The following is a 16,063-nucleotide window of genomic DNA, read 5'->3' as shown; positions in this document are numbered from 1 at the left end:
CCGACCCCCTCTCCCCGAAGGAACCGCCGATGAAGCGTTTCGACCTCAGAGACGAGATCCACCACCTGGACCACGAGGCCGACTGCGTACGGATCATGCAGATCCTCAACTCCCAGGAGTTCCCCTGGGACATGGGCCGGGCGCTGGGCATCGCCCTGTACCGCACCTACGCCGTGCCCAGCATCGGCGAACTCCTGGGCCGCACCGACGAGTTCACCGGCAGCACCCAGAAGCGCTACGACGACACCGCGCTGATCCTCAACAACATGATGCGGTACGGGTTCGAGCCCGGTCAGGGCCGCGACGCGCTGCGCCGGATGAACCAGATGCACCGCTCCTACGACATCAGCAACGACGACTACCGCTACGTGCTCAGCACGTTCGTGGTCATGCCGGTGCGCTGGATCAACGACCACGGCTACGGCTGGCGCAGGCTGAGCCAGCACGAGATCTCGGCGATCACGCACTACTACCGCAGGCTCGGCCGGTACATGGGGATCAAGGACGTCCCCGAGACCTACGAACAGTTCCGGGAGCTCCTCGACTCCTACGAGCGCGAGCACTTCGCCTACACCGAGGGCGGCCGGGCCGTCTCCGACGCCACCCTCGACCTGATGGTGTCCTTCTACCCGCGGCGCGTGTCCGGGCTGGCCCGGAAGTTCTCCATGGCGATCCTGGACGAGTCGCTCATCGAGACCTTCCGCTACGAGCCGCCCAGCAGGGCGTGGCGGCGGGCGGCGGACCTGGCGCTGAGGCTGCGGGCCCTGGTGGTGCGCCGGATGAAGCCGCGCGAGGAGCCGCTGTGGGCGGAGGACAACCCGAACATCCGCAGCTACCCGAAGGGGTACGACGTCAACCGGATCGGCACCTTCCCGGCGGGCTGCCCCGTGGCGCACGACGTGGACCCGGTGGGGCACGAGGAGCTGTACGGCGGTGGGGAGGGCGGCGCGGCTCCCGAGGGCCGGGAGGCACCGAGGACGGCACCGTCCGCCGCGGCGCCGGAGGCCGCGGAGGCCTCCCCCGCCGCGCGGACCCGGGAGGCTCCGGAGGCCGCGGCCTCCACGGACGGGCGCGCGTGACCGCCGCGGCCGACCCCGCGGCGTCCGGGGGCACCAGGCCCGGGGGCGCCGCGCTGGGAGGGACCGCGTCCGGGGCGGCCGCTCCGGAGGCCGCCGCCCGGAGCACGGTCGGCGGGCCGGGTGCTCCGCTGCCCCGTTCCGTGCACGCCTGGTACGGCAGCGGCGCGGTGGCCACGGGGATCTTCAACACGGTGCCCGGGCTGCTGCTCCTCATCTACCTGACCGACACGCTCGCGGTGAGCCCCGCCCTGGCCGGGGCGGTGGTGCTCCTGCCCAAGGTGGTCGACCTTCTGGTCAGTCCGTATATCGGGATCTGGTCGGATAGGACGCGCTCGCCGTGGGGGCCGCGGCGCCCGTGGATGCTGGCGGGGGCGCTGACCCTGCCGGTGCTGTTCGCCGCGATGTTCGCCGGGCCGCCGCTGGAGGGCGGCTCCGCCGCGGTGTACGTGGCGGCCGTGTTCGTGGCCGCCGCTCTGGCCTCGTCGGTGTTCCAGGTGCCGCACACGGCCATGCCCGGGGAGATCACCTCCGACTACCACGAGCGGTCCACGTTCAACACGTGGCGGACCGCGTTCGTCGGGCTCGCCCTGATGCTGGGCGGCGCCCTGGCGCCGGTCGTCCAGTCGGCCCCCGCGGACCCCGTGGCCGGATACCGGCTGATGGGCCTGCTCATGGGCTGCGTGGTGCTGGTGTCGATGCTGGGCTCGGTGGTGGGCACGCGCCGGGCGCCGCGCCCGGTGTTCGCGCACCGCACGGAGGGTCTGGCGGCCCAACTGCGGGTGGCCTTCGCCCACCGGCACTTCCGGGTGCTCTTCCCCGCCAACCTCCTGATGGCCACGGCGGGCGGCACCATGGTCGCGGGCGTGCCGTACGTGACGGCCAACGTCATGGGCGAGCCGGGCTACACGAGCGTGCTCATGGTGTGCGTGCTGGTGCCGCTGATCGCGTCGGCCCCGCTGTGGCGGCGGCTGTCCCTGCGGGTGGACAAGCGCCGCGCCGCCGGGTACGCGGCGGCGGTGTTCGCCCTGGGCGGTCTGGGCCTGCTGCTCATCCCGATCTGGGGCCTCCCCGGCGCCGTGCTGTCCTCCGTGCTGGTGGGCGTGGGCCTGTCGGGGACGACGCTGCTGCCGTGGTCGATGCTGGCCGACTGCCTGGCCACCGCCGACGCCTCCGGGCGGCGGCAGGGCGGCGTGCTCTCGGGCGTGTGGACCGCCGGGGAGGCCATGGCGCAGTCGGTGGGAACCGGGCTGCTGTCGCTGGCCCTGGCGGTGAGCGGCTACGTGGAGTCCGGGGCCGGGGAGGCGGTCCGGCAGAGCGACGAGGCGCTGCGCGGCATGCTGGTCGGCAGCACGCTGGTGCCCGCCGCGGTGATGCTGTGCTGCCTGGTGCCGCTGGCTTTCTACCGGCTGACCGCCGAGGAGGCGGCCCCGCGCTGACCGGAGGTGTGGCTGGCGCGGCACCCGGGGTCGCCGCCTCCAGCGGCCCGACGGGCCTCGGTGGCGGGACGCACGAGCGTTCCGCCACCCCCTCAGGGGAGCAGGACGATCCTGCCGCGCCCGTGACCGGGGGCCGGCTCCCGGTGGGCACGGGCCGCCCCGGAGCGGTGAGCGGCGCGGGGTCCCCGCCTCCGGTCCGCCCCGGGCCGCCTCCCGGAGCGGTGACCGGCACAGGGCACCACGGGGTGGTCGTTCCGGAACGACCACCCCCGAAGGGTCCCCGCCTCAGCGGCCCAGGCGGCGCCACAGCGGGCGCGGGAGCAGCCGCATCCCCGCGAAGAGCGGCTGGAGCACGCGCGGCGCCCACACGGTGGTGGCCCCCGAGCGCAGCCCGGCCGACATCGCGTCCGCGACCTGGCCAGGCGTGGCCGGGAAGGGTGCGGGCGCCACGTGCGCCGACATCCGCGTCGGCACGTAGCCCGGCCGCACCACCAGCACCCGCGCGCCGGACCCGTGCAGGGAGTCGGCCAGGCCCTGCGCGAAGCCGTCCAGGCCCGCCTTGGCCGACCCGTACACGAAGTTGAACCTGCGCACCCGCACCCCCGCCACGGAGGAGAGCACCACGAGCGTCCCGTGGCCCTGCTCGCGCAGGCGGGCGGCCACGGCCAGGTCGGCGGACACGTGCCCGGTGTAGTTGACGGCGGCGGCGCGGGCGGCGGCGGCCGGGTCGGCCTCGTACTCGGACTGCTCGCCCAGCACCCCGAACGCGTCCACCACCACGTCCAGATCGCCCACCAGCTCCACCGCGGCCGCCACGGTACCGGTGTGGGTGTCGGGCAGACCGGCGTCGAAGTCCACCGAGTGCGTCCGCGCCCCGAGAGCGGTGAGCGCGCCCGGCGGCGAGGGCACCCCGCCCCGGGCGGCCAGCACCACCTCGCGGGCGCCCTCGCGGACCAGCCGTTCGACGATGGCCAGGCCGATCTCGCTGCGGCCGCCGAGCAGCAGCACGCTCCGCACCGCTCCCACCGAGTCGCGCACGGCTGTCCCTGCCTTTCCGGAAGTTCGTGTTTCTTTTGGGCCTCCGCTCCGCTTCGGCCCGCCCGTCGCCCACCACCGCCCGCCGGGGGGCGCTCCGCGCCGAGGCGGGCTACCACCCTCAACGGACGCTACGCGCAGCACTTGTCCTGTTCGGGCGTCCTCCGATGCGGGAACCTTCGGTGCCTCCGGTGAGACGGCCCGTCCCTCGCAGTCTCGCCTCCGCCACGTCCAGAACCCCGTGGGCGCCCGGACAACTCCTCTCGCGCTGAGCTCGTTCGAAGAAGAGGTCCGGGGACGGCCGTCATCGTGCCACCGAAGGGCCGCGCTGTCACAGCAGCCGCAGTCGGCGGGCCAGGTCCGAGACCAGGACCCCGTCCGGGTCGGCCCGCCCGCGCACCCGGCGCCAGGCGGGCAGGCCGGGGTACATGGCGTGCACGGCCTCGGGGCTGGCCCGGCTGTCCTTGGCCAGGTACAGGCGGCCCCCCGCGTCGGCCACGCGCTCGTCGAAGCGGTGCAGCAGGGGGCCTAGACCGGGCAGGTCGGCGGGCAGGTCCACGGCCAGCGACCACCCCGGCCGGGGGAAGGAGAGCGGTCCCGGTGTGGGCCGCCCCATCCGCTTGAGGACCGCCAGGAACGAGGGCGCGCGCGTGCGCGACAGCTCCCCGGCGATCCACTCCAGGACGTCCTGCGCGCCGAAGGGCACCACGAACTGGTACTGCACGGCACCGTGCCTGCCGTACAGCCGGTTCCACCCGTCGAGCGCGTCCAGCGGGTGGAAGTAGCCGCCCACCGGCTGGATCCGGCCGCGCCGCCTCCTGGGCGCCCGGCCGTGTTCGAGGGCGTTGAACGCGCCGACGGTCCACCGGTTCAGGGTCGCCGTCGGCGGGGTCAGGGGCGGCACGGTCAGGCTCGTGTTCCGGTACCGCAGCGGGTCGCGGCGCAGCGGTTCCGGGAGGTCGCCGGGCTCGGCGTGGTGGGCGCGGGTGACCACGCCCCGGCCCAGACCGTCCCCGCGGGCGAACAGGTCCAGCCAGGCCACCGAGTACCGGTGGCCGGGGCGCGCCATCAGCTCCAGGGTGGCCTCCAGGTCCGGCGTCCGGTCGGTGTCCACCCGCATGTACGCGGTCCGGACGGGGAGCACGCCCAGGGTGGCCTCGGTGACCGCCCCGGTCAGGCCCATGCCGCCGACGGTCGCCCAGAACAGGTCGGGGTCGCCGCCGGGTTCCGGTCCCAGGCGGCGCGTGCGCCCGTCCGGGGTGACCAGGGTGAGGGAGCGCAGGTGCGCGCCCAGGGAGGAGTCGGTGTGGTGGTTCTTGCCGTGGACGTCGGCGGCGACCGCCCCGCCCAGGGTGACGCGGCGGGTCCCGGGGGTGACGGGGACGAAGAGGCCGCGGGGCAGCAGGTGTGCGAGCAGGGCGTCCACGCTGGTGCCCGCGGGGGCGGTGACCTCGCCGCGTTCGGCGTCCACGCGCACGGGGCCGGTGAGCCCGGTGCAGTCCAGCACCAGGCCCCCGGCGTCTTGGGCGGCGTCGCCGTAGGAGCGCCCGAGCCCGCGCGGCAGCGCCCCGCGCTCCCCCGCCCGGGCGAGCGCCTCGGCGACCTGGGCGGGCGTGCGGGGGCGCACGACGCGGGCGGCCGTGGGCGCGGTGCGTCCCCACCCGCGCAGGAGGACCGGCCGGTCCGGCTGCGGGTTCACAGGTGGATCCCCGCTGCGACCAGGACCGCGAGTCCGCAGAGGATGAGCTGGAGGGGCCGGTCGCGCAGGGCGATCTCCTCGGGTTCCTCCCCCACTCCCCGGTCCACGAGCAGGTTGTAGCGCAGGACGAACATGATGAACGGCACGATACTCAGCGCGTGGAAGACCGTCCTGGGCCCGTCGCCCGGTTCCAGCGCCCACAGGCAGTAGGTGACGATCATGGCGCCCGAGGCCATGGTGCGGGTCTGGGAGAGGTAGGCGGTGCTGTAGCCGCGCAGGGCGGGCCGGACCGCGGCCGCCGCGGCGGCCGCTCCCGCGGGGGCGTCGCCGTTCGCAGCGGACGCGGCGCCGGACGCGCGCAGTTCGGCCTCGCGCTTGCCGACCACCACCAGGAGCGCGGCCAGCGACACCACGATCACGAACCACGAGGTCAGCGGCACGCCGACGGCCACCCCGCCCGCCACCGCGCGCAGCACGTGGCAGGCGGCGACCGCGACCAGGTCGCACACCACCAGGTCCCGCAGGTAGCGGGTGTAGACGAGCGTGAGCAGCACGTACCCGGCGACCAGCGCGGACAGCACGGGGTCGCCCAGCGCCAGGGAGGCCAGCGGCGCGGCGGCGCTGAGAGCGGTCCCGACCGCGACGGCCACGGGGGCGGGGAGCGCGCCGGAGGCCACCGGGCGGTGGCGCTTGCGCGGGTGCGCGCGGTCGCGTCGTGCGTCGTGGACGTCGTTGAGCAGGTAGGTGCCGCTGGCGGCCGCGCAGAACAGGGCGAACACCGCCGCGCTGGTCAGCAGCGCCCCGGCCTGCGTCAGGGCCCCGGCCGCGGCGGGCGCGGCCAGGACGAGGAGGTTCTTGAGCCACTGCCGGGGGCGGCACGCGCGGACGAGCGCGCCGATCGTCCCCCCGTCGCCGCGCGGAGCCCCGGCCGCCGCCGGTCCCGTGGCCCGCGTCCTCTCCGTCACCGCGGCCGGGGGGCGCGGTGACGCACGCCGACGCGCCCGGTCGGGCGCGTCGGCGAGGGACGGGCGCGGGGGTCAGTGGTGGTGGTCACGACGGCGGCCCGTGACGAACAGGACGACCGCGACGCCGATGAATCCGACACCGACGACGAGGCAGACGACGGGCAGGGTGGTCTGGAGGAGGGGCAGCACGGTGCGTCCCTGCTCGGAGTTGGCGACCGCGTTCTGGACGGACTCGTCGTTGGAGACGAGTTCGGCGTCGAACAGCGTCAGGACCTCCTCGCCGTCCACGACGACGACGCGGTTCTGGTCCTCGCCGATCTTGAGGGGGGAGCCGGTGACGGGCTCGATCCAGTAGGTGCGGGTGATGGAGAAGACCTCGTCGCCGGTGACGTCGCCCTCGCCCTCCATCCCGGCCACCGAGCGGGGCAGGGTGCGCTCGCCGATGACCTCGTCCTCGACCTCCTGGACGAACCTGTAGGCCTCGACGCCCCCGACCTCCTCGATCCCCTGGAACTCCATGGGGACGACCTCCCGCGCGGTGGTCTCGTAGAAGTCGTAGTCGCGCTGCTCGGTGAAGAAGGGGAACTTCCAGGCCTGGCCGCTCTGGGCGACGGACTCGTCGTTGACCATGGAGTCGCAGCAGTCGACCGCCTCCCCGGTGACGCGGTCGTGCCCGGCGCGGCGGCTGCTGGAGGTGATGCCGAAGTCGGTCTCGGCGTCCCTGACCCAGGTGAACTGGTCCCACACCACCGTCTCGTCGGTGCTGGAGGCCACGTCGGCCCGGATGGTCGAACGCGCCTCCAGGGTGGCGTCCTCGACGAGCTCGACATCCTCGATGTTGAAGTAGGTGGCCCCGTCCGCCTCGAGGACCGTTTCGCTGTAGTAGTCCAGAGGGGTCTTCATCAGGGAGCTCGACAGCCACGTGCGCATCATGGGGGCAAAGGCGAGGAAGAAGACCCCAAACGCGACGAGAACGACCGCAACAGTACGGCGCATGTGCCCTCCTGGGCGTATGAGAGTCCAGATCTGGAACTGGGTCTAGTGGAACTAGGTTCAGTTCCGGGTAGAGTACTGCCCAGTAGCGAACGACGTCACCAGGGCGTGTCGAAATTTTTATAACGCGTTCTAGTGTTACTCGTTCCTCCCTCCACCCAGTCCGGGAAGGCCCATGGCGCCCACCTCCTCCTCCGCGCCCGGGGACCCCGCCGCCGGTGCCCACTTCGCCAGCGCGCGCACCCCCGACCCCTCGCTGGTGCTGCCGCAGGTCGACGGCCGCCACGAGTCCCTCGACGGTGTCCGCGCCGTGGCCGCCCTGATGGTCCTGGTGTTCCACGTGGCCACCGAGACCGGCGACTCCCTGGCGCCGGGGGTGCTGGGCGGCCTGCTGTCCGCCTTCGACGTGGCCGTGCCGCTGTTCTTCGCGCTCTCGGGCGTGCTGCTGTACCGCCCCTGGGCCCGCGCGGCCCTGGACGGGGTGCGCGGGCCGCGCGCCCGCCCCTACCTGTGGCGCCGCGCCGTGCGCGTCCTGCCCGCCTACTGGCTGGTGGCCGTGACGGCGCTGCTCGTCTACTCCCGGGACGAACTCGGCTCGCTCCGGTACTGGTGGGAGGTCCTGACCCTCACCTTCCCCTTCAACACCGACCCGCCGTGGGTGGGCACCGGCCCCTACGGCCTCGGCCAGATGTGGAGCCTGTCGGTGGAGGTCAGCTTCTACCTGCTGCTCCCGCTGTTCGGGCTGGTCCTGGCCCTGTGGGCGCGCGGCGGCCGGAGCGTGGACGCCCGGGGCCGGCGGCTGCTCGCGGGCCTGGGGGTCATGGCGCTGCTGGGCCTGGCCGCGCTGGTCCCGCAGTTCTATCCCGAGCCCCGCGAGTACATGCACGCCTGGCTGCCCCGTGCGGCGGGCCTGTTCGCCGCCGGCATGGCGCTGGCCGTGCTCTCGGAGTGGGCCTGGCGCGAACCCGGCGCCGACGGCCCGGTGCGCCGCCTGTGCCGGACCCTGAGCTCCTCTCCCGGGGTGTGCTGGCTGGTCGCGGGCGGGTTCTTCGCCCTGAAGGCCACCGAGGCCTCCGGCGGCCGCTTCATCGGCTCCGGCGACATCTGGACCTCGGCCGTGGACTCGCTGGCCGGGATCGGGTTCGCGTTCTTCCTGATCGCCCCGTGCGCGCTGGCTCCGCGCCCGTCGGGGCCCGCCCTCCCGCTGCGGGAGGCGCGGGCCTGGCGCGGGGGCCGGTGGCTGGACTCGCTGCTGCGGCACAGGGTGTGCCAGTTCCTGGGGCGGATCTCCTACGGCGTGTTCCTGTGGCAGTTCATGGTGCTCTACCTGTGGCGCGACTTCACCGGCCAGGAGATCTTCACCGGGTCGTTCTGGCTGGACGCGGTGCCGGTGACGATCGGGACCGTGCTGCTGGCCGCCGCGAGCCACCGGTGGGTGGAGGAGCCCAGCCGCCGGTGGTCCCACCGCCTCTCCCGCGGACGGTCCTCCGCCTAGCCCCCGGCCCGGTCGTCCTCCTCGGGCGCCCACGGGTTGCCCTCCACCGTCGGCGCCATGCCGCCCACCGACACCCAGTTCAGGCACAGCCCGCCCCGGTCCTCGGGGCCTTCGGGCACGAACACCGACAGCTGCTCGCCGGGGGCGCCCGCGGGCACGTACCAGGTGCCGTTCTCCTCCGCGGCGGGCAGCTCGACCTCGATCCAGTCGTCGCCCAGCGCCACCACCACGCCGACGTCCTCCTCGGCCGTGTAGCCGAGCGTGACGACCTGGGCGACGCCGCCGTGCGCCTCCACCGGCCAGGACACCAGCCCCTCCCAGGGCTCCAGGCACTCGTCCGCGGGCCCGGGTGCGAACATGTCGCTGTCGTCGGAGGGCCGCGCCGGGACCAGGAACCCGGCGTCGTTGAACACGTACGCGGTGGCGGCCGCCTCGGGCACGGCCATCCGCTCGGCCACGTCGTCCGACGCCAGCGGCGGCAGCACCCACGAGCTCAGGCGGCGCTGGCCGTTCCACTCCAGGACCACGTCCTCGGGGACAGGGCGCGCGTACAGGCCGCCCTCCTCCGGGACGTCCGCCAGCGCCGTGCGCACCGTGTCCAGGTACCACTGGAGGCGGTCGCCGCTCAGTGTCTGCGCGTAGGCGTGGGTGGAGTAGCCCGCCGCCACCGCGTACACCGCCGTCGCCAGCGCGGCCGCGACCCGGGCGGCGCGCCGGGGCCGCACGCGGTAGGGCTCCCCGCCCTCCGGGGCCGGCGAGGCGCCGCCGACCAGGGCGCGCGCCCGCTCCTCCCTGGTGGGCAGGTAGGCCAGGGCCAGGCACAGGGCGAACACCAGCGCCGCGTCCGCCACGTACCGGGGATCGGCGGCGGCCACGTCCTGGAACCGGCCGCGCGCGATGATCGTCGGGATGACGTCCACGACCACCAGGTAGGCAAGCAGCAGCACCCAGGCCCGCCACGCCCCGCGCCGCATCCGCAGGCTGACCAGCACGATCACGGCGAAGACCGCCCAGGCGGCCAGCACGGTCACGCCCGGCACGTCGACCAGGCCACCGGTCGGGGTGACCGGACCCCACTCCAGGGGTCCGCCCAGGGCGCCGACCGGGAACACCTCGGTGAGCAGTCCGCGCAGCATCGTCAGGGCGGGCTCGCTCTGGGGCACGCCCGCGCCCTCCCCGCCCCCGGCCGCGCGCATCCGCACCAGGTAGAACACCGCGTAGGCGGCCAGCAGCGCGCCCATCGCCGTCCAGAACGGGCGGTGCAGGGCCCACGCCCGCCGGGCCCCGGCGATGAGCCCGCCGGGGTAGAGGTGGGCGACGGCCACGGCGAACAGCACCGGTGGCAGGAACATCGCCTTGACCGTGAACAGCATGCCGAACGCGACCGCGCCGCCCGCCCGCCAGGCCAGGCGGTGGTCGTCCGTGCGCAGGTAGCGCACGGTCCACAGCACGGCGAGCACCAGGGCCAGCTGAAGGGGGACCGCGTTGAGCGCCGCCGACCACCAGCCCAGCACGGGCACGGTCAGCGGGGCCAGCGCGTACACGGTCAGCGGGACGAGCAGCGCCCAGCGGCGGCCGAACAGCTCCCACACCAGGCGCAGGAACCCCACGAGCGCGGCGGCCTGGAGGGCGAGCATGGTGCCCGCGCTGACCCACCACTCGTAGGGCCACAGGGCGGTCTGGAGGTAGACGAGGAACAGCGCCCCGGGCATCAGGTGGCCCTTGTGCAGGGTGAGCAGGTAGTCCGGCCCCAGGTCGCTGGCGTGGGCGTTGGCGAAGAAGAGGTAGTCGTCCTCCACGAAGTAGGACTCGCCCAGCACGTAGGCCCGCAGCCCCACGGCCCCCAGCACCACCACCAACCCCACGAGGACCAGCCGGTCGCGGGCCAGGCGGCGGGCGGCAGCCCACGCGGCGCGGACCGTTCCACCGGGGCCGGGGCCCTTCCCGGGGGGTTCCTCAGCGGGGCGGCGTACCCTGGGTGCCCCGACCGGGCCGGGCCGCGCGGCTTCGGCGCCCGGACCGTCGTGCCCGCGCGCGGTGGGGGGAACAGGCGGCATCGGCATCTCTCCCGCCGTAGTTGGCCGATCCGGAGAAGGGGTGCCAGAATACAACACGTTCCACTTTTTCCCTGGACCCTTGTCGCAGGCCTTCCCGGCCTGGATGCCCGGAACAGGAACACGATCCAGGTGCCGTGTTCCGGCGGGTCGCGAGCACCGTGGAGGTGATGCGGGTGGGGCTCGAACAGGTCCGCCGCGACTGGACGCGGCTGGGTTCCACCGAACCCCTGTGGGCGGTGTGCGTGGACCCCGCCAAGAGGGGCGGCGGCTGGGACGACGACGAGTTCCTCGCCTCCGGACGGGCCGACATCGACCCGTCCGTCGCCCGCCTGGAGGAGCTGGGCATCCGCCCCGAGGGAGGCCGGGTGCTGGACTTCGGGTGCGGCGCGGGACGGCTGTCCAACGCCCTGGCCGCGCACTTCCCCGAGGTCGTGGGGGTGGACATCTCCGCACCGATGCTGGAGGAGGCCCGCCGCCTGGACCGCTCCGGGGGGCGGATCGAGTTCGTGCTGAACGAGCGCCCGGACCTGTCGGTGTTCGGGGACGCCTCCTTCGACCTGGTCTACACCGACCTGGTCCTCCAGCACCTGCCGCCCGCCCTGGCCGAGGGCTACGTGCGCGAGTTCGCGCGGGTGCTGCGCCCCGGCGGGGCCATGGTGCTGGGCGTGCCCGAGTCCGAGCGGCGCACCTTCAAGGGGCTGGTGTTCCGGTACGCGCCGTGGCCGCTGGTGGCCCTCGCCCAGCGGGTGCTGCTGCGCTACCCGGCGCCGATGCGGATGCACACACTGCGCACCGAGCGGATCGCCGAGCTGGTCCCGGGCGGCCGGATCGCCGCCTCCGACGAGTACTGGGGCGGCGACCACTGGCGCCACCTGCGCCACTTCGTGGTGCTGGAGGCGGGCACGTGACCGCGAACGCCGCCGACGAGGGCACCGTCCCCTTCCGCGCCACCCTGGGCCGGTCGGTGCGGCTGTTCACCGCCTTCCGCAGGGAGCAGACCGACCCGGCGTTCTTCTACGGCACGCTCGCCCGCGACACCGTCGCCCAGCTGCGCTCCTACACGCCCCTGGACGGCAGGCTCGTGGTGGACGTGGGCGGCGGCCCGGGCTACTTCGCCGACGAGCTGAGGGCGGCCGGGGCCCGCTGCCTGTGCGTGGACGCCGACGCCCACGAGATGACGCTGCACGGGCGCGACGCCGACGCGTACGGCGTCCAGGGCAGCGCCCTGGACCTGCCGCTGCGCAGCGGTTCGGTGGACGTGTGCTTCTCCTCCAACGTGCTGGAGCACGTGCCGGACCGGACGCGGATGGCCGACGAGATGGTGCGGGTGACCAGGCCGGGAGGGCTGGTGTACCTGTCGTACACGCTGTGGCTGTCCCCGTGGGGCGGGCACGAGACCTCGCCGTGGCACTACCTGGGCGGCGCGTACGCGGCGGAGAGGTTCGCGCGGCGCCACGGCCGTCGGCCCAAGAACGACTTCGGCCGCACCATGTACGCCGCGCACGCCGGGGAGATGCTGCGCTGGACGCGCGGGCGCACCGACGTGGACGTGGTGGACGTGCGCCCCCGCTACCTGCCCGGATGGGCCAGGCCGGTCGTGCGGGTGCCGCTGCTGCGCGAGGTCGTCACCTGGAACCTGCTGCTGGTCCTGCGCAGGCGCTGACCGGCGGGCCCGGGTCCTGGCCGGTGGGGCGGATGAGGCTCCGACCCGCGACGGTCCCGTACCCATGGCGGGGCAGGACGGTCGGAACCCGCCACGGGCACGGGGTCGCGGCGAAGGAAGCCGGGGGTCCGGGCCCGCTCACTCCAGGCCGAACGGCATCCTGCGGCGCGTGTGCTGGAGGCTGACCCAGTGGTCGGCGGTGAACTCCTCCATCGCCCACTCGCCGCCGAACCGGCCGATCCCGGAGTGGTTCTCGCCGCCGAAGGCGGTGTTGGCCTCGTCGTTGAGCGTGGAGTCGTTGACGTGCGTCATGCCTACCCTCAGGCGGCGGGCGAAGCGCACCCCCCGCTCGGCGTCGCGGGTGTACACCGCGCTGGACAGCCCGTACTCGGTGTCGTTGGCGATGCGCAGCGCGTCCTCCTCCCCCTCGGCGCGGATGACCGTGGCCACCGGGCCGAACACCTCCTCGGCCGCGCTCGGCGCGCTGTTGTCGGCCAGCAGCAGGTGGGGCGGCAGGACCCTGCCCGCCGGTCCGGTCGGTTCGCCGGACAGCAGGAGCCGTGCGCCCTGCTCGACGGAGCGCTCCACCACGTCCCGCACGCCCGCGCAGTGCTCGTCGTCGATGACGGGGCCGATCCGGGTGGCGGGGTCGGAGGGGTCGCCCACCCGCAGCGCCCGGGCGCGCACGAGCATCCGCTCGACCAGCTCGTCGTGGACGGCGGCGGTGGCCACGACCCGGTTCGTGGCCATGCAGATCTGGCCCTGGTGGTAGTAGGAGCCGAACACGGCGGCGTCCGCGGCCAGGTCGAGGTCGGCGTCCTCCAGCACCACCAGCGGCCCGTTGCCGCCCAGTTCGAGCGCGCGCCTGGTGAGCGGGGCCTGCCGGGCGATGTGGCGGCCGACCTCGGTGGAGCCGGTGAACGAGATCATCCGGCAGAGCTCGTGGGTGGCCAGGGCGTCACCGATCTCGCCGCCCCTGCCGACGACCACGTTGACCACCCCGGGCGGCAGCCCGGCCTCCTCGTAGATCCGGGCGAGCAGCAGCCCGCCCGTGACCGGGGTGTTCTCGGCGGGTTTGAGGACCACGGTGTTGCCGAGGGCGACGGCGGGCGCGAGGGAGCGGTGGGAGAGCTGGAACGGGAAGTTCCACGGGCTGATCACCGTGACCACGCCGAGGGGTTCGCGGTAGACGCGGTTCTCCTTGCCCGGGGTGATGCCGGGCAGGATCCGGCCCATGACCCGCGTGGGGTAGGAGATCACCTCGACCATGCCGCTGCGCACCAGCCCCCACTCGAACTCGGCGCGCTCGCGGATCGCCCCGGCCTCGTGGACCAGCCAGTCGACGATCTCCTCGCGGCGCGCGTCCAGGACGCGCAGGGCGCGGACGAAGACCTCGGCGCGCTCGGCGGCGGGGGTCGCGGCCCAGCCCGGCCACGCCCGCTGCGCCTCGCGGTAGGCCAGGTCCACGTCGCCCTCGTCGGCCAGGCGGAACTCGGTCAGGACCGTGTCGTCGTAGGGGTCCACGTCCTGGACGACGCTCCCGGACGACCCGTGCCGCCACTGGTCCCCGATCGGCATCCGGTCCAGTCCCGTGTAGGCGTCCGGCCTGCGATCCGCGTGCATCGGCCCTCCCCTGCTTCGGCGTCACTGGTGCCACGGTCGCCCCTGCCCGGGGCGCGGGCAACGGGACTTGCCGCCTCTTGGCCAACTGTTCAGCGACTCCGCGACCGCCCTTGTCGCCCGGTGTCCTCAGCGGGCGGGGGTGAGCAGGAGTTCGCTGACGACGCGGCCGTCGGCCTCGGTGACCGTGGCCGTCCAGCCGCCCAGGTCCACGCTCTCCCCGGGCTCGTCGGGGATGTGGCCGAGCAGGACCAGGACCATCCCGGCGACGGTCACGTAACTGCCCCGGGGCCGGTCGGTGAGGACGACGCCGAGGTCCTCCAACTCGTGGACGGGGTACACGCCGGGCAGGCGCAGGGCGCCGCCGTCCAGCCGGGCGGGGGCGCGCTCGTCGGTGTCGGTCTCGTCGTAGATCTCGCCGACGACCTCCTCCAGCAGGTCCTCCAGGCTCACGATGCCGCTGACCTCGCCGCTCTCACCGATCACGACGGCCAGCTGCTGGCGTTCGACGGTGAGCCGGTGCAGGGCGGCGGAGACCGTCAGCGAGTCGGGCAGCAGCAGCGGTTCGCGGGCCAGCTCCCGGGCCGTGCCCTCGCCCCGCAGGAGGTCGGACCAGTGCACCACGCCGACGACGTCGTCCACGTCGTCCCGGCCGACCACCGGGGCGCGCGAGTGGCCGTGCTCGGCCAGGAGCAGGGCCGCCTCGCGCGCGGGCAGGTCGGCCGGGACGGTGTCCACGTCGGGGCGCGGGACCAGGACCTGGCGCAGCGTCCGCCCGGTGATGTCGAAGGCCCCGGAGAGGATGGTGCGCTGTTCGGGGGTCATCTGGCCCTGGGCCTCGATCATGTCGCGCAGCTCCTCCTCGGTGGCCTCCTCCCTGGCGCCGTGCGGGTCGACCCCGCCGAGCCGGACGACCAGGTCGGTGGAGGCGCTGAGCAGCCAGATCGCGGGGCGCGAGAGCAGCGCCAGCGCGTTGAGCGGGCGGGCCACGAGCAGTGCCCAGGGCTCGGCGCGCTGCATGGCGATGCGCTTGGGAGCGAGTTCGCCCAGGACCAGGGTGACGAAGGTGAGCACGACGGTGACCAGAACGACCGACACCGGGGCCGCGTAGGAGCCGAGGAAGCCCAGCGGCTCCACCAGCGGGCGGGCCAGGGAGACGGCGGCGGTGGCGGAGGCGAGGAAGCCCGCGAGGGTGATGCCGATCTGGATGGTGGCCAGGAACCGGTTGGGGTCGCGGGCCAGCCGGGCCACCGCGCGCCCGCCCGGGCCGCGCTCCTCCAGCCGCCTGATCTGCCCCTCCCGCAGCGTGATCAGGGCGATCTCGCTGCCCGCGAACACGGCGTTCACCACGACCAGGACCAGGACGAGGCCGATCTGGGCCCCGATGCCCTCCATGGGACTCCCCCGCGGTCGACTGTCGGTGTCTGGAGCTGGGATTCCTTCCCCGAAACCCGGGGGCCACACCACCAGGGGCCGTGGTCCACGCACCGCCCGGGCCCCGCCCGCGGCACGGCCTGACCACATGCGGACAAAGACGAGTCCGAATGGCCTCTCGTTCATTTCAGCGCTGTTACCGCAGGTAGGAACGCACAGGGGTCACCGCGAAGGGCGGTCGCCCCCTCCAGGAGGCTCTTACGCACCTGTTGTAACCTTCCTCTCCGATACCCCTCTTTCACCCTCTGGAGTTCCCGTGTCCGGTTCGACCGGCGTCAACCCCGTCGACGCCATGTCCGAGGCCCAGGAGGCCGAAGCCCTGGCCGAGGCGATGGTCTTCCTCGGCACCGACTTCGAGGCAGCCGTCGAAGGCCTGACGGGAGCCGTGTCCGAGCACGTGACGGGCGGTCTGGACGACTACGACCTCGACACCATGGAGCACATCCGGAGGGTCGCCCAGAACGGCATCAACCTCGCGCAGAACGTGCAGGGCGCTGACCTGGCCATCACCGACACCGACCACGAGAACGCCGAGGAGTACCAGGAGGGCCTGGAGTCCCTCGACATCCGGATCAACTTCTGATCCC

General features: G+C 74.0%; 13 protein-coding genes. 6 read left to right on the top strand and 7 right to left on the bottom strand.

Annotation, left to right across the window (positions count from 1 at the left end; genetic code table 11):
* Positions 1 to 29: 29 nt before the first annotated feature.
* Complete coding sequence (locus tag G011_RS0112275) at positions 30 to 1,079, top strand: oxygenase MpaB family protein (RefSeq protein WP_019608719.1); 1,050 nt, start codon at positions 30 to 32, stop codon at positions 1,077 to 1,079.
* Between the two features lie 53 nt (positions 1,080 to 1,132).
* The gene (locus tag G011_RS0112270; protein ID WP_051104359.1) at positions 1,133 to 2,515 is read left to right on the top strand and encodes an MFS transporter; all 1,383 of its coding nucleotides are present in this window, start codon (positions 1,133 to 1,135) and stop codon (positions 2,513 to 2,515) included.
* Between the two features lie 285 nt (positions 2,516 to 2,800).
* Here the strand turns inward: G011_RS0112270 and G011_RS0112265 are convergent, their stop codons facing one another.
* The 4 genes from G011_RS0112265 to G011_RS0112250 all read right to left on the bottom strand — a co-directional run bounded on the left by G011_RS0112265 (position 2,801) and on the right by G011_RS0112250 (position 7,210).
* The gene (locus tag G011_RS0112265; RefSeq protein WP_019608717.1) at positions 2,801 to 3,553 is read right to left on the bottom strand and encodes an SDR family NAD(P)-dependent oxidoreductase; all 753 of its coding nucleotides are present in this window, start codon (positions 3,551 to 3,553) and stop codon (positions 2,801 to 2,803) included.
* Between the two features lie 328 nt (positions 3,554 to 3,881).
* Entirely contained in the window at positions 3,882 to 5,249 is a 1,368-nt protein-coding gene (locus tag G011_RS0112260; protein WP_019608716.1) for an FAD-binding oxidoreductase, read from the bottom strand.
* Positions 5,246 to 6,214 carry a decaprenyl-phosphate phosphoribosyltransferase gene (locus tag G011_RS0112255; protein ID WP_019608715.1) on the bottom strand — a complete coding sequence of 323 codons (969 nt, stop codon included), beginning with the start codon at positions 6,212 to 6,214 and terminating at the stop codon, positions 5,246 to 5,248. Before G011_RS0112255 ends, G011_RS0112260 begins: the two co-directional genes overlap by 4 nt.
* Before the next feature lie 72 nt (positions 6,215 to 6,286).
* The gene (locus G011_RS0112250) at positions 6,287 to 7,210 is read right to left on the bottom strand and encodes a DUF3068 domain-containing protein (RefSeq protein WP_026338237.1); all 924 of its coding nucleotides are present in this window, start codon (positions 7,208 to 7,210) and stop codon (positions 6,287 to 6,289) included.
* Positions 7,211 to 7,382: 172 nt separating this feature from the next.
* On the opposite strand from G011_RS0112250, the gene G011_RS0112245 reads away from it, so the two are divergent.
* Positions 7,383 to 8,702 (top strand): acyltransferase, encoded by a 1,320-nt coding sequence (locus tag G011_RS0112245; RefSeq protein WP_019608713.1) that lies wholly within the window; start codon positions 7,383 to 7,385, stop codon positions 8,700 to 8,702.
* Here the strand turns inward: G011_RS0112245 and G011_RS0112240 are convergent.
* Positions 8,699 to 10,759: a hypothetical protein gene (locus G011_RS0112240; RefSeq protein ID WP_019608712.1), complete on the bottom strand. Its 2,061-nt coding sequence runs from the start codon at positions 10,757 to 10,759 to the stop codon at positions 8,699 to 8,701. The genes G011_RS0112245 and G011_RS0112240 overlap by 4 nt on opposite strands.
* Positions 10,760 to 10,893: 134 nt before the next feature.
* Here G011_RS0112240 and G011_RS0112235 point away from each other — a divergent pair, with 134 nt between their 5' ends.
* The gene (locus G011_RS0112235) at positions 10,894 to 11,667 is read left to right on the top strand and encodes a class I SAM-dependent methyltransferase (RefSeq protein ID WP_019608711.1); all 774 of its coding nucleotides are present in this window, start codon (positions 10,894 to 10,896) and stop codon (positions 11,665 to 11,667) included.
* Positions 11,664 to 12,422, top strand: coding sequence for a class I SAM-dependent methyltransferase (locus tag G011_RS0112230; RefSeq protein ID WP_019608710.1), 759 nt, complete (start codon positions 11,664 to 11,666; stop codon positions 12,420 to 12,422). Before G011_RS0112235 ends, G011_RS0112230 begins: the two co-directional genes overlap by 4 nt.
* A 138-nt stretch (positions 12,423 to 12,560) precedes the next feature.
* Here G011_RS0112230 and G011_RS0112225 read toward each other — a convergent pair whose 3' ends face one another.
* Both G011_RS0112225 and G011_RS0112220 read right to left on the bottom strand, forming a co-directional pair.
* Positions 12,561 to 14,045: an aldehyde dehydrogenase family protein gene (locus tag G011_RS0112225; RefSeq protein ID WP_019608709.1), complete on the bottom strand. Its 1,485-nt coding sequence runs from the start codon at positions 14,043 to 14,045 to the stop codon at positions 12,561 to 12,563.
* Between the two features lie 126 nt (positions 14,046 to 14,171).
* Entirely contained in the window at positions 14,172 to 15,437 is a 1,266-nt protein-coding gene (locus tag G011_RS0112220) for a hemolysin family protein (protein ID WP_019608708.1), read from the bottom strand.
* Between the two features lie 295 nt (positions 15,438 to 15,732).
* Here G011_RS0112220 and G011_RS0112215 point away from each other — a divergent pair, with 295 nt between their 5' ends.
* Entirely contained in the window at positions 15,733 to 16,059 is a 327-nt protein-coding gene (locus G011_RS0112215; protein WP_019608707.1) for a hypothetical protein, read from the top strand.
* Positions 16,060 to 16,063: the final 4 nt, after the last annotated feature.

Origin of the sequence: Nocardiopsis sp. CNS-639 (genome assembly GCF_000381685.1) — a bacterium.
Taxonomy (GTDB): Bacteria; Actinomycetota; Actinomycetes; order Streptosporangiales; family Streptosporangiaceae; genus Nocardiopsis; species Nocardiopsis dassonvillei.
Note: the sequence above shows the minus strand (reverse complement) of the source record. Positions and strands in the feature narration are given on the sequence as shown.